A 24,289-nucleotide genomic window follows, 5' to 3' on the forward strand; every position below is an offset into this window, starting at 1 on the left:
GTCTGGGCCTGAACTTCCTGAATGTCAGGAGGATAATAAAACGAGGCTATCCCCTCTTACGGGACAGCCTCGTTCATACCGTTTCGGCTTTCTCGACAACAATGCGATTCCTGCCGTTCTTCTTGGCTTCATACAAAGCCATATCCGCTCTATAAAACAATGATTCCACGCTGATCTTGTTGTTCGTCCAGTTCCATTCCGAAATTCCGCAGGATACCGTCACTCTCGGATCCGTTTCCTCGGCAACCCTGGTGCGTATCCGCTCCGCCACCTGCACGGCTTGTTGAATTTCGATGCCGGGCAGATATACCGCCAGCTCCTCTCCGCCCCAACGGGCCGGAATGTCGCTGTGACGGATCGTGCTCTTGACGATGTTGCTGACCTGCTTCAATATTTTGTCGCCCCGCTGGTGGCCGAATGTATCATTCACCTGTTTGAACTGGTCGATATCAATAACGATGAGGGCTCCGCAAAAATCACGGTTCTGGCATTCATAGATCACTTCGTCGAGATAATGCCTTGCATACAGCTCGGTCAGCATGTCCCGGTTCGCCATTCTGCGGACCTCGGCGTGCAGGAAGGCATTCCCGATCGCCAGGCCGATGTGGCTGGTCAGCGCCTGAAGCAGGCGGTAGCTGTCATAGGAAAAATAATGCCGTTTGGCATGGGTCAGCAGCACGACGCCCCGAACCTCGCCGTTCACCGTTAGCGGCGTCGCAATCATCGAGCTCGAGTTCGTGGTCTCCATCAGCTTCGATTCGGCCGGCCGCTCTTCATTGTAATCCGATAGAATCAGCGGCTCCTTCGAATGATATACGAGGCCGCCGAGGCCATAATCCTTCTCAAAGACTTCCTTCGCCAGCCATTCCGCATTGCAGGACACCACTTCAAGGCCGCCGAGCTCCGCATTGTATATTAGAATGCAGCAATAGTCCGCCTCGAGGATCTTAAGCAGCTCATGGTTCGCGAACTGGAATATCTCCGCCAAATGCAGGCTTTTGTTCAGCCTCTGCGTCAGCTCGTTGATCATCCGCAGCTCATGGATCATCAGGTTGGACTGCTCATACAGCTTAGCATTCTCAAACGCGGTCCCCGCAGCGTCGGCCATCATCCCCAGCAGCTCAAGGTCCATATCCGGCAGCATCGGCTTGTCCACCTCGATATGCAGAACCCCGTAACCCCCCTGCTTGCCGCCCATCGGTATTCCGATCTCGACGGTATTCTGCGGCTCGGGATGCTCGCGGATCGTTAGGGTGCCCTCCATAAAGGTCCGGACATATACATCCTCCTGCCAATGCTGAAGAAGCAGGGGGCGTACGAGCGGATGGCTGCTCTCATGGTCCTGGGACATGAACAGCTCCACTTTCGCTTCCGGATACAACGCAAGCACGCTTTCGATCGCCTCGCTTAACACGCTGTGAACATCGATCTGGACATGCATGCGCTTCACGTACTGAAACAGCACCGAACGACGGTAAGCTTCAAGCTTGGCATGGTCATGAACCCGCACAAGATCATTAACAAACATGGATTCGAATTTCCGGTAGAAGCATGTCCGAAACAGAAGCGCCTGGGACTCCGTCACCATCAGCGCCAGCTCTTCCCCCGCAGAGCCGGGCGACACGCTGACCATCACAGCGAACAAGTCGCCCTCGCTTCGTGTAAACAGCGGCACCGAGCATACGACACTGCCTTCGTACAGGCCGGGATTCATTCCGGATGCGGGCATCTTGTCGCTCAATGACCGGTGCACGGCTCCGTCTTCCCCGGCAGCAAAATATTCCCTTAGCTCAGAATCCCCTGACAGCCATGCCCCTTGATGAGACAGAACGGCCCACCTGAACTTCTTTAATGCTTCTGCACCTGCGTTCTCCTTCTGCCACTCCGAATAGCTCTTTTCGATTAGCGTTTGAAGATAGGGATAATCATAAGCGGTTATATCCAATCCCTGAAGGGACAGACCGGACTTGCTTCCAGCGTTACGCCCGGCATCATTGAACATGTCCGCATAACCGGGCGGTCTTTCGTACACTTTCGGTTGTTCCTCTGACATATTGGGCGCTCCTTTGTACCATTATAAAGGCCTGTCTAAGACATTGGCGTCCATAAATTGTATTTAATATATGTAAGGATTCCATTCTTGCTGAAAGACATCTAGATATAAACGACTACATAATCCAATCTTATATTACTCTTTTCTACCCATTTTTGCATTAACTTTTCTGCATTCATCGCAATATTTTTAGGTCCATGGTCCTATCGACAAAATTAGACAAACTCCTTTCAACCTTTTCGATAGGTTAAGCTTGACTTTAAGTCATTACTTCATATAATATTTATTGTTGAGTAAGAATGCAATGCATTCGATGAATTTGGGCGGAAACGTTGTGTCACCCTCACGTTATTTGTTACTGTCGGGACAGCGGCTGAACTTTCCTGGCAGATCTTCCGGGCTTAACTGGTTAGAGCAAACAAATACGGCGCAAATAGAGCCCTAATGAAATTTATTTAAAAAAGGAGTCTATATAACAATGGCACGTTACACCGGTCCTAAATTTAAATTGAGCCGCCGTCTGGGAATCTCCCTGAGCGGTACAGGTAAAGAATTAGCAAAACGCCCTTTCCCTCCTGGACAACATGGTCCTAACCAACGGAGAAAAGTCAGCAACTACGGCATGCAGCTTCAAGAAAAGCAAAAGCTGCGCCACATGTACGGCTTGGGCGAGAAGCAATTCCGCACCCTGTTCGATAAAGCAACCAGCATGAAAGGGATCGCGGGTGAGAACTTCATGTTCCTGCTTGAAAGCCGTTTGGACAACCTCGTGTATCGTCTTGGCTTCAGCAATTCCCGTGCAGGTGCCCGTCAGCTCGTTGCTCACGGTCATGTAACTGTAAACGGCAAGAAAGTTGATATCGCCTCTTACTCCGTAAGCATTGGCGATGTAATCGGTCTTCGTGAAAGAAGCCGCAACCTTACTTCCGTTAAAGAAGCACTGGCTAACCGCGTACATTTGCCTGCTTACCTTGAGTTCGACGAAACTGCATTGGAAGGGAAATATATCCGTCTTCCAGAGCGTTCCGAGCTTTCCCAAGATATCGACGAGAAGCAAATCGTCGAATTCTACAACCGCTAAGATTCTGCGGAGCCCAAGAAACCTGAAAGCCATAGCGGCCTTCAGGTTTCTTTTTTTGTTGCCGGCTTTCCCATTCATTACCTCAATATGCAGCGTCGAAGCTGCCGCCACCCACGATCCTCTCGAGCCTTCCCCTGCCCTCCCCGTCCCTGCTGGTTTCGAATCCATCCTTGATTCCAATTCATGCTTGTTTCCAATCCACTTGTTTCGCGTCCATGCTTGTTCCCCGCCCCTCTCCGTCCGTATTTTGAGCCAGGAGCTGTCGATTGGCGGTTCATGCGGCCTGAGTCGACTGCTCGCGTTAACCGTTTTCCCCGTCTGTTTGCTCCGCGATCGGCCGCTAGCAGCGCCTCCTTGAAGCCTCCTTGGTGTGGTAATAAATGCATCCAGCATTTAAGCATTCCAAAATAAATCATTCTTCTTTAAAAAAGGACATTCTATAAAGGACAAATGATTCAAACCCTTCGATTTATGCTATAATAGGTGCGTTAAAAAGGAGGAGTATCATTCATGGTTGAGGAGAAAAAACAGGGTTCCGGAAAACAGAAAAAACCGCGAAAACGTTCCTTTCTGCGGGTTTTCGGATCTGTCATCGGATGGCTTTTTATTATAGGCCTGACAGGTGTGTTGTTCGCCGGAGGAGCCGTTGCGGGCTATGTCACCTCGATCGTTAAGGATGAGCCTGTAAGGTCGCGGGCACTCATCGAGAAGACGATGAACGATAATGCCATTACCGGGTTTGCCTACTTCCGTGACGGCTCGCCGATCGGGCAGCTCAGGACGGAAGAAGACAGACGACCTGTCGAATTTGAAGAAATTCCCCAAATCGTTAAAGATGCCGTCATATCCATAGAAGACAACCGTTTTTATACACATAAGGGTGTTGACATAAAAGGCACTGCGCGCGCAGTTAAAGAACGTTTGCTGAACGAGCCGGTCCAGACCGGGGGAAGCACGCTGACCCAACAGCTTGCAAGACTGACCTTCCTCAGCCGTGACCGCACGGATAACCGGAAGGTGAAGGAAATGCTGCTGGCGATGCGTATGGAGCGGTTTCTAAGCAAGGATCAGATTTTGACCGCCTATTTGAACAAGGTGCCTTACGGCAACGGTTCAAGCGGTTACCAGGTGTTCGGTATCAAAGCTGCCGCTAAAGGGATATTCAACATCAACAAGCTGGAGGACCTGAATATCGCCCAGGCTGCTTATCTTGCCGGCCTGCCGCAGCTTCCATCCTCCTACTCTGCCTTTAACGGGAAGGGCGAATTTGATGAAAAGGCCTTCAAACGGGCGATAGATCGCCAGCATCGGGTGCTGGACAGCATGCTCAAGGAAGGCAAAATTACGCAGGCGGAATATCGCGAAGCGCTGGACTTCGATATTAAGGGAGCGCTGGCACCGCGGACGCAGAAGGCTTATGTGACTTATCCGTATCTCATGATGGAAGTGGAACGCCAGGCATCCGATATTTTGGCACAGCTGGAACTCGAGGGTTCTGCCAATGACCGCAAAGAGAAAAAAGATGAGGAAACACCGGATTTGCTGACCGGCGGGTATCGAGTATATACAACGATTGACCGCACGGTATACCGCACGATGCGCGCCATTGCGGAAGATGACAGCAACTTCTTCCCGGACAGCGAGAAGGGCGTGGAGCAAACGGGCGCGATGATGATCGACAACAAAACCGGAGCCATCCTCGGCATGATCGAAGGGCGTGATTTCAACATCGAGCAGATGAACCACGCCACCCAGATGAAACGACAGCCGGGCTCGGCCATGAAGCCGATCGCCGCTTATTTGCCGGCGCTTGAATCCGGAGCGATTCAGCCGGCCAGCGTTGTGGATGACTCACCCATCATTTTGAAAGATTACTCGAAAGTGTATCATATACCGAAGAACGCATACACCGGCTACAGAGGCCTGATGACGGCCCGGCAAGCGCTGAACGATTCCACCAACACGGTCGCGTTGAAACTGTTCAACAACACCGTCGGTATCGACAATGCCTGGGCATTCTCCAAAAAGCTCGGCATCACCACGCTGGAGGAGAAGGATTACTCCGCAGCGACGGGCGTACTGGGCGGCCTTAGTCGGGGCGTAACCGTCGAAGAGCTGACGAATGCATACAGCTCCATCGGCAATAAAGGAAGATTCAACGATGCTTTTATGATCGAGAAGATCGTCGATTCCAAAGGGAATATCGTCTACAAGCACGAAGTGAAGCCGGAGCAAGTGTTCTCCGAGCAAACAGCCTATCTCATGACCGACATGATGCGTACCGTCATTACGAACGGTACCGGAAGCAAGGTCCGGGATACGTATAAGAAATTCAATGAAATTCCGATTGTCGGCAAAACCGGCTCTACGCAGAACTACGGTGATGTCTGGTTCATGGGCTATTCGCCTGACATCACGCTGGGCGTCTGGGTCGGCTACAAGGAGCAAAAGCATGTGCTCGTCGGAGATCAGCGGAAGCATGCCCAGAGCATCTGGGCGAAAATTATGAATGAGGTCACCGACGTTAAGCCTGAGCTGTTCCCGACGAAGAGCTTTGAGAAGCCGGAGGGTATCATCTCCAAGACCGTATCCGCGTACAGCGGGAAAGTGCCTACGGCGCTAACCGACCGATTCGTTACGGATATTTTCAACGCCAAATATGTACCGACCGAGCCGGACGATGGCATTGCCAAGGCTAAATACATTACCTATCGCGGCGTGAATTACATTCCGCAGGAAGCAACTCCGCTCGATATGCTCAAAGAGCAGATCGTCGTTAAACGGGAGAAGCCGATCGATGAGCTGATCCAAGAGCTCGAGAATGCGCTGAAGGTCATGAAGGGAGAACGCAGACCGCTGGAATACTATCTTCCGCAAGACGCCAAGAAAGGCATGCCGACCAAGATCGATCCGAGAAAAGATGACGGCAGGGCGCCTACGCCGCCGAAAAACGTTCATTACAACATCGGCAGCGGATCGATCAGCTTCAGCGCGAGCGGCTCGCCGGACGTCGTAGGCTATCGCCTCTATAAATCGGTCAACGGCAGCCCGTTCACCCATCAAGGCCAGGTTGTTCTGGCCGATGGCAATTACGTCTTCTCCGGCCTGGGATCCGACGGCCTGTTTGCCTCGTATTACGTAGTGGCGGTGGATGTGGCCGGTAATGCTTCCGAGCCTAGCACGATCGTAGGTACCGGCGCACCGGGCTTTACCACCTCGGAAGAGGCGGATCCGGAAGAAGACCTCGGCACGGATGAAGGGCTAACCGAAGAGGTTCCGGAGGATGACCTGGGCTCCGAAGGCGTTACTGCTCCTCCGGCAGCTCCCGGGCAGCCAACGATAACCGCTACGCCGGATGGCTTCACGGCCAAATGGAGCGGCAATGCGCCGGAGGAAGAGGTCATCGCCTATAACATTTACTACAGTCCGAACAGTGACGGGAACTATCAAGTTCTCGGCACAAGCAAAAGCACCGACTATTATTACGTAGGCGGGCCGATGAGCGGTACGTTTCGAGTGACTGCCGTGAATTCGGCCGGGGAATCAGCCCCTTCGCCAACCGTCTATTTCGAGAAAACCGAATAAAGACATCAACGAAGCCGCTTCTTTCGAAAGAACCGCATCCTTCCGGGTGCGCTTTCGTTAGAAGCGGTTTTTTTATGCTGTGCAATGTGTCTTGATGACTGCTGCACGATGCTCAGCGTCTCGCTTGGACGACAAGCCTAGACGTTGTTACAGCAGACAGCGAACCACATTTCAATTCATTTGCCTCGGGGCGCCTCCTTTTTTTCATGCAATCACCTCCCCGTTCCTCCGTTCGGGACGCGATAATTCGGCATCCATTTGCCGATTCACGGTGTTCACATTAAAAAAAGCTGACCCCCACTGTTGGATCAGTGGCAAGTCAGCTTGCTTGTGCATAAGGTTAGGTTATTAATCCTCGATGGTGGACAAATCCCCGGTCGGCAGATCCAGCTCCCAGGCTTTCAGTACCCGGCGCATAATTTTGCCTGACCGTGTCTTCGGCAGCTTATCCTTAAACTCAATCTCGCGCGGAGCGGCATGAGCGGACAGTCCCTCTTTTACAAAACGGTAGATTTCATCCTTAAGCTCCTGGGAAGGCGTATATCCTTCGCGCAGGGAGATAAACGCTTTAATGATTTCGCCGCGGGTTACGTCCGGCTTCCCGATGACGCCCGCCTCCGCTACGGCCGGATGCTCAACCAGCTTGCTCTCGACCTCGAACGGCCCGATGCGCTCGCCGGAAGAATTGATGACATCATCGATTCGGCCTTGGAACCAGAAGTAGCCTTCTTCGTCCATATACGCCGTATCGCCGGAGATATACCAGCCCGGAATGCGGAAGTATTCTTCATACTTGGCCGGGTTGTTCCAGACCTTTCTCATCATGGACGGCCAAGGCGTCTTGATGGCCAGATTGCCCATCGTATATGGAGCAACCTCGTTCCCCTGATCATCCAGAATCGCGGCTGTAATGCCTGGAAGCGGACGCCCCATGGATCCCGGCTTGATCGCCATGCTCGGATAGTTGCAGATCAGCTGCCCGCCGGTCTCGGTCATCCACCATGTATCGTGTATCCGCTGCTTGTAAGCTTTATAGCCCCACCGTACCACCTCAGGGTTCAGCGGCTCTCCTACGGACAATACGTGCCGCAGATGGCTCAGGTCGAATTGGTCGATGAGATCCGAACCTGCTCCCATGAGCATCCGAAAGGCGGTCGGGGCGCTGTACCACACCGTCACCTTGTTCTTCTCCAGCGTGCCGTACCAGTCCTGCGGACTGAACCGGCCGCCGCGGATCACATTCGTAACGCCGTGCAGCCACGGTGCAAAAATGCCGTACGAGGTACCTGTTACCCAGCCCGGGTCAGCCGTACACCAGTATATATCGTCTTCTCTCAGATCCAGAACGACCTTGCCGGTATAATAATGCTGAATCATGGCATTCTGAACATGATAGACGCCCTTTGGTTTCCCCGTCGAGCCCGAAGTATAATGCATGATCAATCCGTCTTCCCGCTCCAGCCACTCGAGCTCGAGCTCACTGGACGCGGATTCCATCTCCCGGAAATAAGAGATCAGCTGCGGATCCTCTTCCTCCAGATCCCCAACCACGAAGATATGCTTCAGCTCAGGCAGCTCGTCACGCTTTACGCGCGGCAGAAGGGCAGGCGTCGTGACCAAGGCTACGGCACCGCTGTCCTCCAGCCGGTCCTTCACCGCCGTCTCCATAAAGGCTTCGAACAATGGCCCTACTACGGCGCCGACCTTGAGAATTCCCAGCAGACTCGCGTAGAGCTCCGGGCTCCGCGGCATGAAAATAAAGACTCTGTCGCCTTTTCCGATCCCGTACTTACGAAGTACATTGCCAAATTTGTCGGACTGCTCTTTCATCTCGGAATAGGTAATCGCTTCGTCTCTTGTCGCATCGCTGTACAAAAGCGCGATCTTATCCCCTTTTCCCTCCGCTACATGACGGTCGATGGCTTCATAAGCCATGTTGACTTTCCCCGTCTCGTACCATGTAAAATGTCTCTCGATCGTATCCCATGAAAACTCGGAACGTGCTTCCTCGTAGCTCTTCATATTGGAATGCGAGACTTCACTTGGTAAAATTTCGCTATGCGTCTGATTCATCATAACATCCTCCTCATTCTCAAATCAGTCTCGTCCTGGTGGACAGCGCTTTCAAATTGAATTGAATGAAACATTGGAAGTTGCACATTGCGCTTGCGGCGGGTCGTCACGTTGCCTCCGATTATCGAGCAATTAACCCTAGGGATTCGTTAAGCCAACTCCTGTTGTCAATGTTATAATTGTGAAGGTTTTATGTCGAAGTGATTATATCATATGTTATGTTTTCCTGTCATTGCTTTTCATTTTTTTATTTTTTTGCTATAAGTAGGGTATGGAAATGAAAGGAGCGTAACGGATGGAACACTGCAAGCTTTACCAGTCTCATGTTTTGTTTCCTGAAGACCGCCGCCTGATCATCGAAGGCCCTGTACCTCCCGAGCAGTTATCCAAGCTTACGATGCACCCTGATCTAAAGGCGTTTCGCCGTCCTGCGGAGCAGCATGAGGCATTGGTGGAAATTGCAGGCCTCCCCGAGGGCAGAATTATTATCACGCGGGACCGCGATAGGATTGTAGGATATGTAACCTTCCATTACCCCGATGAGCAAGAACGGTGGTCTGAAGGGAAGATGGAAGATTTAATTGAGCTGGGGGCGATCGAAGTCGCTAGTGACTATCGCTCGATGGGCCTCGGCCAGCAGATGATCAAAACCGCATTCGAGGAAGACCAGATGGAGCGGTATATCGTATTTACGACCGAATATTACTGGCATTGGGATCTTAAGGGGAGCGGCTTGAACGTATGGGACTACCGCAAGATGATGGAACGGCTGATGAAGGTAGTGGATATGGAATGGTACGCGACCGACGATCCGGAAATATGCTCCCATCCTGCCAACTGTCTTATGGTGAGGATCGGCCGGCAAGTCCCGCTGTCATCGCAGGAGCAGTTCGACCGCATTCGCTTCAGGCAACGCTTTATGTACTAAGAAACCAATATATCCCCGGGGGCTTACCCTCGGGGATATTGTTCTGCGGGCAGGTCCGCTGCGTTCATCCTAGCCTAAGCCTAAGGGATCTGACGCCTCTTGAGGCCTCTTAAAGCCTCGACAGCATATGATTTACAATCTCGTGGGAGCGCTTGGAAGCTTTCACCGTAAACTCGGGGAAATTGACGTGGGCCGAGCCGTCCGCTTTGTCCGACATCGATCTAATGACAACATACGGCACCGCATTCATGTGGCATACTTGAGCTACGGCAGAGCCCTCCATTTCCGCACACGCCCCGTTCAGCTCGCTGTACAGCATCTGCACGGTATCCCGGCTTGCGATAAACTGGTCGCCGGACAGGACTTTGCCGACGATATAATGCCCGTCCGCCAGCTCCTTGCACGCTTCCTCGGCAAGCGTTATCAGCGCTTGATCCGCCGGGAAATCGGATACCTCCTGGTAAGGGATGACCCCTTTCGCAAAACCGAGCGGCGTCACATCCATATCATGCTGCATGCATGAGGACGAAATGACGATATCGCCTATGTTAAGCTCCGGGTGGAGGGCACCGGCAACACCGGTAAACACAATCTTCGACACGCCAAAGGCATCGATTAAGATTTGGGTTGTAACCGCAGCGTTCACCTTACCGACGCCGCTCTTGCATACGACCACCTGCTTGCCGTGAATGGTCCCGGCGGCATAGGAAACGCCTGCTTTCACCGTTGTATCCTTATTCTCCAGCTGCTGCAGCAGCAATTCGATTTCTTCGTCCATGGCCCCGATCAGACCGATTACCTGTGTTGACATTCCTGTACCCCTCCGCAAATGATATTCGAAAATGCTTTCAGCAGAAAAAAGCCCCTTGATTTCAGGAGCTTTTTTTCAAATTTATGGATGCCTCGATCCGATGCATCCATTTCAAGCCTACTCGTTTACATGGCTTACCGACAGACGCAGAATCGTCTCGTGCGGCAAAATCACGCGTGGATTCTCCACATTTTCCTTTTTCATCAGTTTGGTCAGCAGCCGCATCGCCACCGCACCAAGATCATACATCGGTTGAGCCACGGTTGTCAGCTGAGGACGAACCATGGAGGCCATACGGATATTGTCCACGCTGATGATCGAGAAATCATCCGGAACCTTGTAGCCTTCATCCTGGATGCTGTGGATGGCGCCGATCGCCATCTCATCGGTAGCCGCAAAAATAGCCGTCGGCTTCTTCTTCAGCCCGAGAAAATATTTCATCGCTTCAACGCCGGATTCATAGCGATAGTTGCCGATACGGACCAAATCCTCTTGATATTCGATACCGGCAGCTTCCAGCGCCTTCTTGTATCCCTGGAAGCGGGCATAGCCGTTCGCTGGATCCTGAAGGGTGCCGCTGATCATCGCGATCTCACGATGTCCGTGCCGGATCAAGGTGTTCACCGCATCAAATGCAGCCTGCTCATGGTCGATATCTACCGACGGATAGGAGCCCTTCTCATCGCTGGTGGCACACAGGACAATCGGAACAGCGGAGGTCTGGAACGCCTGGATATGCTCGTCCGTCACGGTTCCGCCCATGAACAGGAGCCCGTCCACTTGCTTCTCGAGCAAGGTGTTAATGACGCGGATCTCCTTCTCCTTCCGCTTATCGGCATTACACAAGATGATATTATAGTGGTACATATTCGCAATATCCTCGATACCGCGGGCAATTTCCGCAAAGATCGAGTTCGAAATATCAGGGATTACAACGCCTACGGTTGTCGTCTTCTTGCTCGCCAGGCCTCTGGCTACCGCATTCGGACGATATCCCAAACGTTCAATCGCTTCGTAAACTTTCTTCCGGGTCTGAGGCTTTACGTTCGGGTTATTGTTAACAACCCGGGATACCGTCGCCATGGAAACGCCTGCTTCGCGCGCAACATCGTAAATGGTTACCGTCAAATTCCTTCTCTCCATTGCCAATAGATTTTCATTCGTTCAATACCAATTGAATTTATGATACGACAAATTACTGCTTCATGCAATGACACGGCAATTCATGCCGTTTCAATCGGGTGGTCAGCGCTTCAGTCGTAATATGGGAATGGATGTATGCCAGACTGGCGCTCCTTCTACACAAGTATAACTTGAACTTGAGGCGATTCATGTCGGATGCCAAGATCCTCTGCTGCCTGGTACGATACCGGACGGATCGCGGGTGGCCTAAGTCAAATCATAGCCATGCTGCCCGCTGGGACGCAAAAGCAAGACTGCCTTCGCTTCCCGTAGATTCACGCACACAATTGGGCATCCGGTACTATGCTTGAACAATAGCAAGGGTCTTCTATCCGTAGAATCAAGCGCGGCGCGTAATTGTTTAATAGTAGTCATTTTCGACAACGACGCCGTAGGATATACATTCCCTATCATTGTATTGAAGTTCCTACCCTCTATCCTAACAAAAAGTGCGTGAAAAATCCAACAACCACGAAAATTTTCTGAAAATTATCTGGCGAAATAGCCTGAATTTTCAGGAATCAGCGTTTTCAAAGCGCTAAGTTGCTCCAAACGTCCCTCGATTTGCTTCATCCACTCCTCATCCTTCATTCCTTGCGCACAGCAAAACAGGTCCAGCAGCATATTGATCCTTTCGTCAAAAGCCTCCCTGCAGCGTGCTTGCAGCTCTTGGTCCTCTTCATCCACCGTTGATTCATCCACGTATGTACGGAACACCTCCCGCAGAACGTAAGCCGCTTCATTAACGTCCGCGAACGAAACCCTTAGTCTCTCGGTGCCATGGCCCAGTGATGCAATATATCGAAGCAGATGCGGTTTAATCAGTGGAAGCAGCTCATACTTCTTGCAGGCCTGGCAGGAGTATACTGGTACATGGCATATTCGGATCCTTTTTTCATGAATCAGCTTTCGCAGTTCCAACCTCATCGATTGTCCGCAGTTACAGGTTTTGAACAAATCGCCCACCCCAAATCTAACAACATAATCTTTTTCAAACTCTATTGTCACAAATCTGTCACCTAAATTAGTTCTATTCGACTATCATACCAGAGATTCCTTCAAAAATGTGATAATGCTTTATTTACCAAATATGTATCCGATTTCTTAATCGGTGTGCGGACGTGACGGTTTCCATGAAACCTCAGCCGATCTTTGTTACAATGATGAAGAGATCGCAGCCTGTGCTGAAGTCAAGAGGTGCACACGGGAAAGGAGCTTATAACGATGACAAGACTATCAGGAAAAAAAGTCATTGCGCTTGTGGATGAAGAATTCGAGGATCTGGAATTATGGTACCCGGTATACCGGGTTCGTGAGGAAGGGGCCGAAGTTCATCTTGCCGGTGCCGAAAAAGGAAAAACGTATATCGGCAAATATGGCGTGCCTGCCACAGCCGAATACGGTTTCGATGAGCTGGACAGCAGCGATTACGACGGAATCCTCGTACCGGGCGGATGGGCGCCGGACAAGCTGCGCCGTTATGGAAAAGTGCTCCAGCTGGTTCAGGAAATGCATGCGGCCAAGAAACCGATCGGCCAGATCTGCCATGCGGGCTGGGTCCTCATTTCTGCCAAAATATTAAACGGCGTCACCGTCACGTCCACGCCGGGGATCCGGGATGATATGGAGAACGCCGGCGCGATCTGGAAGGATGAAGCGGTCGTGACTGACGGCCACATCATATCCGCCCGCCGCCCGCCGGATTTGCCGCCATACGGCAAGGCCTTTTGCGATGCGCTCGCCGAACGCGGGTAAGCTTCGTCCATCTCTAAACACTAAAGCCGCCTGTTTCGAATGCGATTCCTTCTTGAAAATCGCATGAAACAGGCGGCTTTTGATTATTATAGCCACGATATACTCGTTTTGATCGGATATGCTCTAATGACTCCATTTGCTTCTATATCCCGGACTACGCTCCCTATGTCCTAAGGTTTCCGTATGTCCGTTATAGCTTGTCCTTCGAAAAAAGAGTCGCACGATAGAGCCGGACAACGTGCAGGGAAGCTCCTATGAAGCCGAACTGTCGGTGCCGCTGCCTCCGCTTGCAAAGCTGCATCGCTCGGCAAATGCATTCAGCCGTTCCTCCACAGCCGTGTTGGTCCGCAGCTTGAAGCAGGCAGCCGCCTCCTTCTTCGCCTCCGCCGCATTGGTATTCAGAATACGGTGCTTCACGCGCAGCAGCGATTGCGGCGACATGCTGAGGTCTTTAACGCCCAGCTCAAGCCAGATTGGGATCGCCCGCTCATCTCCGGCAAGCTCCCCGCATACGCTGACCGGAATCCCCGCCTGATGCGCCGCTTCAACCGTCGTCCGGAGCATGCGCAAGACAGCCGGATGAAAGGGATGGTACATATGGGCGATCTGCTCGTTCATCCGGTCCACGGCCAACACATATTGAACCAAATCATTCGTGCCGATGCTGAAGAAGTCCGCTTCCTCCGCCAACAGATCCGCAATGGCCACCGCTGCCGGCACTTCGATCATGATGCCTACTTTGATATTCGGATCATAAGCGATGCCACGGCGGTCAAGATCCGCCATCGCTTGATGGAGAATCCCGTTGGCCTGCCGGATCTCTTCAACCGACGAAATCATCGGATACATGATTTTGACATTGCCGAAGGCGCTGGCCCGAAGAATCGCAGCCAGCTGGGTTTGAAACAGCTCCGTGCGATCCAGGCAGATTCGGATGGCGCGGTAGCCCAGGAACGGATTATCCTCCTCCGGCAGCGAGAAATAATCAAGCTGCTTGTCACCGCCGATATCAAAGGTGCGAATGACGACGGAGGACTGCCCGGCCTTCTCCACAACATGACGGTAGACCTCGAACTGCTCCTCCTCCGTCGGGAAGCTGTGGCGGTCCATATACAGAAATTCCGTCCGGAACAAGCCCACTCCTTTAGCCCCGTTCTGCAGAGCGATATCAAGCTCCTTCACCGAGCTCATGTTGGCAGCCAGGTTAAAGAACGTCCCGTCTTTGGTGACGGCATCCACCGTGGCCAGCAGCTGGAGCTGCTCTTTACGCTTCCGCTGCTCGTCGCGAATGCCTTCATAACGCTCCAAAGTCAGCTGATCCGGTTCAAGGTAAAGATGCCCTGCATCCCCATCCACAATAAGCAGCTCACCGGTCTGGATCGGCTTCTCCAGCTTGTTCTCGATGCCGGATACCATCGGGATGCCGAGGGCACGGGCCATAATTGCAGAATGGGAGGTTTTGCCCCCGTTCAAGGTGACAATCCCGAGAACATGGGACGGATTGAGATGAACCAGCTGGGACGGCGAGAGCTCCTTGGCAACCAGGATATAAGGCTGCGTGTCGGAAGGCAGCTTAACCTCCGGCGCACCGAGCAGATGCTTCAGCAGCCGGTTGCCTACATCCTTGATATCCAGCGCCCGTTCCTTCATGTATTCGTCGTCAAGCAAATCGAACATGGAGACAAAATGGTCAATCGCCTCTTTAACCGCCACTTCGGCCGCCTTGTACTGACGTTCGATGATTCCTTGGATTTCATTCATGAACACCGGATCGTCCAGGATGGCCAGATGCGCGTCAAAAATTTGCGACTCTTCATGCCCCACCATTTCTTTGAATTCATTCTTGATGTATTCGATTTCGTTCTTGGAGGTTCGTATGCCTTCATATAGACGCTCGAACTCTTTGGCCAAATCGACGGCGTCCAATTCGGAATCCGGAAGATCCAGCTCCCAATGCGGCAATACGAAAGCCTTTCCGATCGCTACGCCTGTTGCTGCGCCAATGCCTTGTATCATGTTTCTCTACCCCCAGCGTTACTCTCATTTAATACGACGGACATGACGGATGACTGTCCTTTCTTGACCGATTTGAACGGAGCATAGCTCCAGGATCTGACCTTATCCGGATTCGTGATCACCATCGGCGTAGCCAGCGATGCGGCGTGCGCCTTCAGATACGCCAGGTCGAATTTGACCAGCAGCTGGCCGGGCTCGACCGTATCCCCTTCGCTGACGACAGCCGTAAACGGCCCCTTCAGCTGGGAGGTATCGATGCCGATATGGATCAACACCTCAAGACCATCCGGGGTGGAAATCCCGATGGCATGCATCGTCGGATACACATGCATTACCGTACCGTATACCGGAGAGACGAGCTCCCCCTTCTCGGGTATAAATGCCACCCCGTTGCCAACCAGCTTGGCGGCGAAAATATCGTCCGGCACTTCGTCAATCGGCAGCATGCGTCCTTGTACCGGAGCGCTGAACAGCACCCGCGGCAGATCCTGCTGCATCAGCTTGTTAATTTCCTCGCGGATCAGCTCGGAGTAGGTCCCGAACACCACTTGCACATTGCCCCCGCCAAGCTTGATAATGCCTGCCGAGCCAAGCAGCTTGAGCGCGTCGGAATCGATCTGGCGGTCATTATACACGGTCAATCTTAACCGGGTCATGCAGGACTGCACCTGAACAATATTGTCCTTGCCCCCCAGCGCTTCCAGAATGAGCGGCGCCTGATACGGAATATCTCCGGCCCGTCCTTCCAGAGCCGAGCCTTCCTCGCGTCCCGGCGTCGGAATTTCGAAGGTGCGAATCGCCCAGCGGAACAGAAAATAATAGACCAGCCCGTATACGATGCCGATCGGTATGATCATCCAGGCATTCTGTGACAGGTGGTAGTTGAGCACATAGTCGATGAAGCCTGCCGAATACGAAAAGCCGTGATGGATATCAAACATGTACGTAAGCACCATGGCGAAGCCCGCCATCAGTGCGTGCAGCACATACAGATAAGGAGAGGCGAATAAAAACGCGAACTCGATCTGCTCCGATACCCCGGTCAAAAAACAGACGAGGGCCGAACGCATAAACGTTTTCTTTACCTTCGGCTTTAAATCCTCGCGCGCCTCCTGGATGATTGCGAATGCGATAGCCGGCAGCGCAAACATCATGATCGGAAACAGTCCGGCCATGAAATCGCCTGCCGTCGGATCGCCGGCGAAGAACCGCGGCAGATCCCCCTGAACAATCGTGCCGTCACTGGTCTCGTACGTTCCAAGCTGGAACCAATATACATTATTCAGCAAATGGTGCAGGCCGAATGCCGTAAGCACCCGGTACAGGATGCCGTACAGGAACAAACCGAAAGCGCCCATATGCACCGTCAGCTCGTAGAAGGAGTCCAGACCGCGCTGCACGATCGGAGCCATCCCCAGCATGAACCATGCGAACACGGCGGAGAACAGCCCCATGAACAACAGCACGAAGCGGGATCCTCCGAAGAATTGGATCGCCTCAGGCAATTTAATATGCTTGAAGCGGTTATAGACATATCCGGATAGCACACCAAAAATGATCCCGATCAAGGTGGAGGGCTGAACGCCTCCATCCCCCAGACGGGAAATCACCTGATCATATATAAACATGCCGGCCAGAGCCGCAAGACCTGCAGGCCCTCCCTGGTTCGAGAGCCCCCAGGCAACCCCGATGGCAAATAAATACGGCATATAATAAAACACGCCGTGTCCCGCCGCTTGGGCAATCTCGCCCAAAGTTCCGAAGCCCCAGGCCGCCCACGGCAGACTGCCCACGCTAAGCAGGAGAGCTGCGGCCGGAAGCGCCATTGTAGGGAGCATAACGGCTCTGCCCAGCTGCTGCAACGATCCCAACCAATTCAAGGCGAGCCCTCCTTTCTATCCTTGATGGTAAGCGTTCCACCTCTTTTTGTCAAAAAGAAAACCGCACCCCCACACGAAAAAGCAAGTCCTGCTTGATCGAACCAAAAACAATCAGGATTCGCGATTGTGCCGCATCCTTGACTGCCGGTTACTCTCTCGCAAGACTTGCCCTTCTTCCATCCACTCGAAATAAAAAAATTATTTGCCGCGCAGGGCGATCGAATCCTCTACCTTAATGCAGCGGTCCATGACCGCGATCATGCCGTTCTCCTCGGCGATCGCTGCCGCCTCCTCGCTGATGATGCCCTGCTGCAGCCAGAGCACTTTGGCGCCGATCTCTGCAGCTTCCCGTGCCACGTCGGCGCAATATTCGCTCCGCCGGAATACATTCACGATCGTTACAGGCTCCGGTATGTCCTTCAAGGAAGGATAGCATTTCTCCCCAAGAATTTCGTCTGCTCCGGGATTTACCGGAATGATCCGGTACCCCCGGCTTTGCATAGCCGCAGCTACCATATGGGAAGTGCGGTCCGGGCGGTCGGACAGGCCGACTACGGCGATGTTGCCTGCATTTTTCAAGATATCCGCAATTTGCTCGCGGCTCGGATTTTCAAATGCCATGGGATGGTTACCACCTTTCGGAGTTTTTCGAATGGCTCTTTGCTACCCTTATTTTACCCATTCCACATCGGCCCCAAGCGCCTTCAGATGATCGAAATACTGCGGGTAGGATTTGGCGACATGATGCGCGTCCTGAATTCGCAGCGGCTGCTTGGAGCGAAGCCCCACCACCGTCAAAGCCATAATTACGCGGTGATCGTAGTGGGCATTAATTTCGACACCGCCCTCGACGCCTTCCGGACAGCCGTGAACGATAATCTCAGCTTGACGTTCTTCCACATTAGCGCCTGCCTTTCGCAGCTCCGTCAAATAATCCGTAATTCGGTCACATTCCTTGTACCGAAGATTCTCAACATTGTAAAAACGGGAGGTGCCTTCAGCAAACACGGCGGCCGCCACCATCGCCAGCACCGCGTCCGTCGCCGTGTCCCCGTCAAATTCCAGCGCTTTGAGCCGCCCGTTCCCTTGGACGCGCACATTGCCGTTCTCGTGCGTAAGAGGAACCTGCATCATGCGGAGCACGTCGATAATCGCGCGCTCCCCTTGCTTGCTGTCCTCCGCGAGGTTGCGGATCGTTACATCCGATTCCGTTACTGCTGCTGCGGCAAGGACTGCGGCGGAACCCGGATAGTCGCCTTGAACCGTGTAGACCTGCGCTTTGTAGGACTGGCCGCCCGGAACCCGGAAGAACATGTAGTCCTCGTCCGCATGGATCATAATCCCGGCCTGCTCCAGCACTTCCAGCGTCTGACCGACAACCACCTTCGACTTCAGATCCCCGGTCACCGTAATCTCGCTGTCCTCGGCAAGCAGCGGCGTCAGGAACAGCAGGGCGCTCAAATACTGCGAGCTGACCTCGCCGGAGACGGTAATGCGTCCGCCCTTCGGGCTGCCTCCGCGAATCGTGATCGGCAGCTTCCCGTCATTATGCTCCACCTGTACGCCCAATTGCCCGAGCGCATCGATCAAGTCATCATGCGGACGCTTCCCTAGCGATTCCGGATATGTGTTTACAAATGTAACCTCTTCGGACAAAGCCGCTACGCACATTAAGAAACGCAGCACCGCTCCGGCATTCCCTACATTCAATTCCTTCACGTTTCGCGGCGATTTGCCGAAGCCGGTAATGACCGCCTTCTCATCGTCCTCCTCGAGGACGGCTCCAAGATCTTGGATGCAGCGTCTCATCGCATCGCTGTCCTCGCTGTGAGCCGGATAATAAACCGTGCTCGTTCCTTCGGCCAGCGCGGCTGCAAGCAGGTAGCGCGTCGTGTAGTTTTTGGACGACAACGCCCCGATCTCGCCTTGTAGTTTGGGAGTAGGCCTTACAATGATATCCATAATATGTATCTCTCCTTGTATATAGTATAGCGCTTGTACGCTGTTTTCCAAATGATCCTAAGGCAGTCGATTGACAGAGAAATCGCCGCTTGGTTATCATTGTTCATATCACTTTTTAATTTTCCGGCGGCCCGATTGTTCGGGACGTTATCATTTTGCAGAAAAGAGGTCAACTGATGAAACCGATTCCCCAGATGGAAACTTCTGAGCTTAGACGCCGTCTTCACAACGGCGAGCAAGTGTACATGATCGATGTCCGGGAAGACGAGGAAGTGGCAGCCGGCATGATCAACGGCGCCAAGCATATCCCGATGGGCGAAATCCCCGCCAGGCTCGATGAGATCCCTCGAAATGAAGAGGTCGTCATTATATGCCGCAGCGGCGGACGCAGCCAGCATGTGTGCGAATTTCTGAGCCATCAAGGAATTCATAATGTGATCAACCTGAAAGGCGGCATGCTTCAGTGGCATGAAGAGGAGTAGCCGCTCATTGTCTGCAGGAAGGCGGGGGAAGCTACAGTTTCCCCCGCCTTGTTGTCTCTCCCGCTAGAACAGTTCACATTTTCCCTGGAACAGGCTCTTTATCATCCGACCAGCACTGATCATCTTAGCCGCGGTAATGCATTAAAATCTCAGCCGCGACTTCATCCGCCGTCAGCCCTGCGGTATCCACCATCAGATCGGCAAAACGATATTTATCGGCTCTTTCCATTAGGATGCTCTGCACTCGCTCCTCTACATTGCCCGCAAGCAGCGGCCGGTTGGCATCGCCCCGGACCCGTTCCACAATCGTATCGGCATCCGCCGTCAATGCGACGACCCAGCCTCCCCGCTTCATCGCCTCGCAATTCTCGGGACGGAGCACCGCTCCCCCTCCGGTCGCGATGATCTGGCTCGTCCGATGCAGCACCTCGCGAAGCGCCGCCGTCTCGATATCCCGGAAACAGCCCTCTCCGTCCGCTGCGAATATATCCGGAATGCTTTTACCGGCCATTCTCTCAATCTCGGCATCAAGATCGACCAGCGAATAGTTCAGATGATCGGCGACGAGACGCCCTACGGTTGACTTCCCCGTTCCCATCATCCCGATCAAGATGATGTTCCCGCTCCTTGTATTCAATGCTACACCCCATTTGCTGCTTCACTATAAAGTTGTTCATATCATACCATAGCCCGAAAACTTTCGACAATGGATCTGACTTACTGGCTTACTGGCTTACTGAACAACACGCCGCTTTAGTAAGGGTAACTGATAAATCTAACAGAAAGTCTAGTTTGGACATCCGGATCATATACTGAAATGGAAGAATACAAGAATGAAAGAAAGGAGGAACCGCGTCCATATGTCCGATCACCGTTCCTCGATCGCCTCGGCGCCCTTGCGTATCCGCCGGATCCTCGATCCCTCCTATCCTCTATGCAGAGAGGATGTGGTTTGGGTGCTGCATTTTGTACAAAAAAAAGTGGCTTCGAAGGATCCAGCCCTGCTGGATCTTTCAAAGCCACGATTGCTGCAAAACTTCTACAGCTATTGCGAAGCCGCACTGCTCCTGTTTGGAAGCGGAAGCCATGTCCACGCCCAAAGCGGCGACATTCGCACTTGCCTGCTGGAGGCCATGCACGGACTTTCGGAGCTGCAGGAGGCGTTAGCCCCCTCTCCGGTCCGCAAACCTCAGCTTCTCCCTCCGGCGGAGGAGGGGAATTGACCTCCTCCTGGTGAGACGACAAGCTCATCTTGCCATGGACAATTACTCCATCCAGTTGTAGTGGAACGTTCCTTCCTTGTCTACACGCTTGAACGTATGCGCCCCGAAGTAATCGCGCTGAGCCTGAAGCAGGTTCGCCGGAAGGTTCGCCGTACGGTAGCTGTCGTAGTAAGCCAGCGCACTGGAGAAGCCAGGAACAGGAATACCGAGCGATACCGCGGATGCCACGACTTTACGCCATGCATCTTGGTACGATTCGATAATTTCTTTGAAGAACGGATCGAGCAGAAGGTTCTTCAGCTCCGGATTGTTCTCATAAGCGTCCGTGATGTTCTGCAGGAAGCGGGAGCGGATAATGCAGCCGCCGCGCCAGATTTTAGCAAGATTGCCGTACTGCAGATTCCAGCCGTACTCATCGGATGCAACGCGGAGCTGAGCGAAGCCTTGCGCGTAAGATACGATTTTGCTTGCGAACAGCGCTTTGCGGACATTTTCGATAAATTCCGCTTTGTCGCCGTCGAATGGAGCGGTTTTCGGACCATTCAAAATTTTGCTTGCCGCAACGCGCTCGTCCTTCATCGCGGAAAGGAAGCGGGAGAATACGGATTCCGTAATCATAGAGAGCGGCACGCCAAGATCCAGGGAGCTTTGGCTTGTCCATTTGCCCGTGCCTTTTTGTCCGGCTGTATCCAGGATGACATCCACCATCGGCTTGCCTGTTTCTTCGTCGTATTTGGAGAAAATGTCGGCGGTAATCTCGATCAGATAGCTGTCGAGCTCGCCTTTATTCCATTCCGTGAAGATTTCATGAAGATCCTTCGCATTCAGACCAAGCACGTCTTTCAGCAATTGGTATGCTTCACAAATCAGCTGCATATCTCCATACTCGATGCCGTTGTGAACCATCTTCACATAATGTCCGGCACCGTCAGGACCGATATATGTACAGCAAGGTTCATCGTTCACTTTAGCGGAAATGGCCGTCAGGATCGGCTCAACCAGCTTGTATGCACTTTCTTGTCCGCCAGGCATGATCGATGGACCTTTCAGGGCGCCTTCTTCGCCGCCGGATACCCCAGCACCGATGAAGTTAAAGCCTTTCTCGGCCAATTCCTTGCTGCGGCGCTGCGTGTCCGGGAAGTAGGCGTTACCGCCGTCGATAATGATATCGCCTTTGTCCAAGTGCGGGATCAGCTGCTCGATGGTAGCATCCGTAGCTTGTCCGGCTTGAACCATAATCAGAATTTTGCGGGGCTTCTCAAGGGAATCCACGAATTCCTCGATCGAATAGGTGCCTTTAACCTGCTTGCCGACGGTTTCCTTCAGCATGTCCTCCGTTTTTTGCGGAGAGCGGTTATATACAGAAACGGTAAAACCTTTGCTTTCGATGTTCAAGGCCAGGTTTTTACCCATGACAGCAAGGCCGATGACACCGATTTGTTGTTTTGACATCTGGTTCTCCATCCTTTACTCCAGTATATTTTATAAGCAACCCAATCCCTATCGGGATGATTACATTATTCTCATTTTAACGTTTTTCTGTGGAGAAGTGAACCCCTGTAACAAAAACGTCGATCGCCGGCTTCAAGGGGATCACCTGCGAACGCGCGCGAAAACACCCCTTTTGACTCGGAGTGTTGTTCGTGCTTTTGGCATGGAACTATGAAAATGGGACTTACCACTCAAGCCTCATCAGCTCTAAGGCAAGCTCCTTCAATCTCTGCTTGCAGCTCATGATCTTCTCCTTGTCGCCCGCTTGCATCGCTTCATACAGCTTCTCCAGCTCATCATCGGTCTCCAGCCTGCACAGCAGCAGTCTTCGTTCCCCTTCGTCCGATTCGAATAATCGCATCATTTCCTGCTCTGTCATCGGCGTCCCCTTCTGGAACAGGACGCGCTGGCGATAGCCCGTAATCTCCACAAGGCGGATAACTTCGCCGAACAGTATATTTTCGATTAAAATTTGCCGGTCCTTGAAGCGTTTGACGACAGCGTGCCCTCGGGTATTCTCGATCAGCTTCTCCATCCATTCCGCCAGCCTCGGATCCCGGATCATGTAATCGCCGACCAGTTTAAACCCGCTGCCTGTGCGCTGAAACCGAAGCTTTACCAGCTTGCGTCCTGTCCGGATTGATATGATAAACTGCGACTCATTCTCGCTCCAATACAGTGAGTATCCTTCTTGGATCAGTTCCTTGATCAGGTCCTGGATATGCCGGCGATCAAACCGGAGCTCCAGGTTGCAATACTCCACTTCCTCGCTCTTATTCACGGCACTCCCTCCTCCGGTTTACTACCGATCACAAAACGACGGTGAAGATTCCCCCTCTTGCACAGCTTTTTGACGTTGTCTTATCTATATCTTATACTCCATCTTATGTAACGGTAACTTGGTTTATTGACTATTTTTCCCCAGATGAAATTACAGTGAAGCTTATGCCCATCATGCGGGAAGTACGGGTCAGCTATGGTATAATAAGGTATTGGAAAGAGCTAGTATAGGTCATATGAAGATACTTAACAGGAGGATTTCACATAGATGACAACAGCGTTCACAGGATTTAACGATCAAGATTTCGACGTATTCTCCGTCCCTGGGCTCGAAGCTCGAATGGAAGCGCTCATCGAGCACGTTCGGCCAAAGCTGGAGTTGATCGGAGCGGAGCTGGCCCCCCTTGTTTCCGCTCTCGCAGGCGAGGACATGTTCGTTCATGTTGCGAAGCATGCCAGACGCAAGGTTAACCCCCCGATCGATACATGGGTCGCCTGGGCTGCCAATAAGCGCGGCTACAAAGCGCTCCCTCATTTTGAAGTGGGTCTCTTCGGCACGCATCTGTTTGTTATTTTTGCGATCATTTACGAAAGCCCGAACAAAGCCGTGTTCGCAGCCAACCTTGAAGCGAAGCTGAAGAAGACGATCAAAGCGCTGCCGGGTCATTTCTATTGGTCTATGGACCATATGAACCCCGAGGGAACGCCCCATCAATCGATGAGCCAAGGCGACTTCGAGAAGCTTATTCATAAGCTGAAGGAGGTCAAGAAGGCTGAAGTGATGTGCGGACTTCGCATCCCGCGCGAGGAAGCGGTCAAGCTGAGCGGGGACAAGCTGCTGGAGAAGGTCCAGGAGACCTTCGAGACGCTTCTGCCGCTTTACAAAATGTCGTTTTGATCGCAGGATCATCATTCGAAAGGGCTGCTTGAGCAGCTCTTTTTTTCGTGCTTGAAAACTTCTTGCATTCCCCCCCCATTTTGCTATAC

General features: G+C 52.5%; 20 protein-coding genes. 7 read left to right on the forward strand and 13 right to left on the reverse strand.

Annotation, left to right across the window (positions count from 1 at the left end):
- Nucleotides 1–73: 73 nt before the first annotated feature.
- Nucleotides 74–2,053 carry a sensor domain-containing diguanylate cyclase gene (locus NST44_RS26190; protein ID WP_340901047.1) on the reverse strand — a complete coding sequence of 660 codons (1,980 nt, stop codon included), beginning with the start codon at nucleotides 2,051–2,053 and terminating at the stop codon, nucleotides 74–76.
- A gap of 478 nt (nucleotides 2,054–2,531) precedes the next feature.
- On the opposite strand from NST44_RS26190, the gene rpsD reads away from it, so the two are divergent.
- Both rpsD and NST44_RS26200 read left to right on the forward strand, forming a co-directional pair.
- Nucleotides 2,532–3,134 (forward strand): 30S ribosomal protein S4, encoded by a 603-nt coding sequence (gene rpsD / locus NST44_RS26195; RefSeq protein ID WP_007129623.1) that lies wholly within the window; start codon nucleotides 2,532–2,534, stop codon nucleotides 3,132–3,134.
- Between the two features lie 510 nt (nucleotides 3,135–3,644).
- On the forward strand, nucleotides 3,645–6,719 hold the full coding sequence (locus NST44_RS26200) for a transglycosylase domain-containing protein (RefSeq protein ID WP_340901048.1): 3,075 nt from the start codon (nucleotides 3,645–3,647) through the stop codon (nucleotides 6,717–6,719).
- Nucleotides 6,720–7,067: 348 nt separating this feature from the next.
- On the opposite strand, the gene acsA is transcribed toward NST44_RS26200, so the two are convergent.
- Nucleotides 7,068–8,792, reverse strand: coding sequence for an acetate--CoA ligase (acsA, locus tag NST44_RS26205; protein WP_028405213.1), 1,725 nt, complete (start codon nucleotides 8,790–8,792; stop codon nucleotides 7,068–7,070).
- A 295-nt stretch (nucleotides 8,793–9,087) separates the two neighbouring features.
- Here acsA and NST44_RS26210 point away from each other — a divergent pair, with 295 nt between their 5' ends.
- The gene (locus NST44_RS26210; RefSeq protein ID WP_007129620.1) at nucleotides 9,088–9,720 is read left to right on the forward strand and encodes a GNAT family N-acetyltransferase; all 633 of its coding nucleotides are present in this window, start codon (nucleotides 9,088–9,090) and stop codon (nucleotides 9,718–9,720) included.
- A 109-nt stretch (nucleotides 9,721–9,829) separates the two neighbouring features.
- Here NST44_RS26210 and NST44_RS26215 read toward each other — a convergent pair whose 3' ends face one another.
- The 4 genes from NST44_RS26215 to NST44_RS26230 form a co-directional block, all read right to left on the reverse strand.
- A complete protein-coding gene (locus tag NST44_RS26215; protein WP_213614202.1) occupies nucleotides 9,830–10,531 on the reverse strand; it encodes a 5'-methylthioadenosine/adenosylhomocysteine nucleosidase in 702 nt (233 codons plus the stop codon).
- Nucleotides 10,532–10,648: 117 nt separating this feature from the next.
- On the reverse strand, nucleotides 10,649–11,659 hold the full coding sequence (gene ccpA / locus NST44_RS26220; RefSeq protein ID WP_007129617.1) for a catabolite control protein A: 1,011 nt from the start codon (nucleotides 11,657–11,659) through the stop codon (nucleotides 10,649–10,651).
- Nucleotides 11,660–11,829: 170 nt separating this feature from the next.
- Nucleotides 11,830–11,910 carry a monothiol bacilliredoxin BrxC family protein gene (locus NST44_RS26225; RefSeq protein ID WP_232239316.1) on the reverse strand — a complete coding sequence of 27 codons (81 nt, stop codon included), beginning with the start codon at nucleotides 11,908–11,910 and terminating at the stop codon, nucleotides 11,830–11,832.
- Between the two features lie 292 nt (nucleotides 11,911–12,202).
- On the reverse strand, nucleotides 12,203–12,640 hold the full coding sequence (locus NST44_RS26230; protein ID WP_232239315.1) for a hypothetical protein: 438 nt from the start codon (nucleotides 12,638–12,640) through the stop codon (nucleotides 12,203–12,205).
- A 297-nt stretch (nucleotides 12,641–12,937) separates the two neighbouring features.
- Between NST44_RS26230 and NST44_RS26235 the strand changes: the two genes are divergently transcribed.
- A complete protein-coding gene (locus NST44_RS26235; protein ID WP_210095533.1) occupies nucleotides 12,938–13,468 on the forward strand; it encodes a type 1 glutamine amidotransferase domain-containing protein in 531 nt (176 codons plus the stop codon).
- Nucleotides 13,469–13,720: 252 nt separating this feature from the next.
- On the opposite strand, the gene ptsP is transcribed toward NST44_RS26235, so the two are convergent.
- The 4 genes from ptsP to aroA form a co-directional block, all read right to left on the reverse strand.
- Entirely contained in the window at nucleotides 13,721–15,484 is a 1,764-nt protein-coding gene (gene ptsP / locus NST44_RS26240) for a phosphoenolpyruvate--protein phosphotransferase (protein ID WP_340901051.1), read from the reverse strand.
- Nucleotides 15,481–17,364, reverse strand: a complete 1,884-nt coding sequence (locus tag NST44_RS26245) for a glucose PTS transporter subunit IIA (protein WP_007129613.1) — start codon at nucleotides 17,362–17,364, stop codon at nucleotides 15,481–15,483. Before NST44_RS26245 ends, ptsP begins: the two co-directional genes overlap by 4 nt.
- A gap of 198 nt (nucleotides 17,365–17,562) precedes the next feature.
- Complete coding sequence (locus tag NST44_RS26250; protein WP_007129612.1) at nucleotides 17,563–17,985, reverse strand: CoA-binding protein; 423 nt, start codon at nucleotides 17,983–17,985, stop codon at nucleotides 17,563–17,565.
- 48 nt (nucleotides 17,986–18,033) lie between these two features.
- Nucleotides 18,034–19,326, reverse strand: a complete 1,293-nt coding sequence (gene aroA, locus NST44_RS26255; protein WP_340901052.1) for a 3-phosphoshikimate 1-carboxyvinyltransferase — start codon at nucleotides 19,324–19,326, stop codon at nucleotides 18,034–18,036.
- A gap of 176 nt (nucleotides 19,327–19,502) precedes the next feature.
- On the opposite strand from aroA, the gene NST44_RS26260 reads away from it, so the two are divergent.
- A complete protein-coding gene (locus NST44_RS26260; protein WP_007129610.1) occupies nucleotides 19,503–19,808 on the forward strand; it encodes a rhodanese-like domain-containing protein in 306 nt (101 codons plus the stop codon).
- A 124-nt stretch (nucleotides 19,809–19,932) separates the two neighbouring features.
- Here NST44_RS26260 and NST44_RS26265 read toward each other — a convergent pair whose 3' ends face one another.
- Nucleotides 19,933–20,445 (reverse strand): shikimate kinase, encoded by a 513-nt coding sequence (locus NST44_RS26265; RefSeq protein WP_028405209.1) that lies wholly within the window; start codon nucleotides 20,443–20,445, stop codon nucleotides 19,933–19,935.
- Nucleotides 20,446–20,668: 223 nt separating this feature from the next.
- Here NST44_RS26265 and NST44_RS26270 point away from each other — a divergent pair, with 223 nt between their 5' ends.
- The gene (locus NST44_RS26270) at nucleotides 20,669–21,031 is read left to right on the forward strand and encodes a hypothetical protein (RefSeq protein ID WP_007129608.1); all 363 of its coding nucleotides are present in this window, start codon (nucleotides 20,669–20,671) and stop codon (nucleotides 21,029–21,031) included.
- A 42-nt stretch (nucleotides 21,032–21,073) separates the two neighbouring features.
- Here the strand turns inward: NST44_RS26270 and gndA are convergent, their stop codons facing one another.
- Nucleotides 21,074–22,483, reverse strand: a complete 1,410-nt coding sequence (gndA, locus tag NST44_RS26275) for an NADP-dependent phosphogluconate dehydrogenase (protein ID WP_028405207.1) — start codon at nucleotides 22,481–22,483, stop codon at nucleotides 21,074–21,076.
- A gap of 223 nt (nucleotides 22,484–22,706) precedes the next feature.
- Nucleotides 22,707–23,303: a hypothetical protein gene (locus NST44_RS26280; protein ID WP_007129606.1), complete on the reverse strand. Its 597-nt coding sequence runs from the start codon at nucleotides 23,301–23,303 to the stop codon at nucleotides 22,707–22,709.
- Between the two features lie 267 nt (nucleotides 23,304–23,570).
- Here NST44_RS26280 and NST44_RS26285 point away from each other — a divergent pair, with 267 nt between their 5' ends.
- Nucleotides 23,571–24,200 carry a YktB family protein gene (locus tag NST44_RS26285; protein WP_007129605.1) on the forward strand — a complete coding sequence of 210 codons (630 nt, stop codon included), beginning with the start codon at nucleotides 23,571–23,573 and terminating at the stop codon, nucleotides 24,198–24,200.
- The last annotated feature ends 89 nt before the right edge of the window (nucleotides 24,201–24,289 follow it).

The sequence above is a fragment of the Paenibacillus sp. FSL W8-0919 genome (assembly GCF_038003785.1).
Taxonomy (GTDB): domain Bacteria; phylum Bacillota; class Bacilli; order Paenibacillales; family Paenibacillaceae; genus Paenibacillus_AQ; species Paenibacillus_AQ lactis.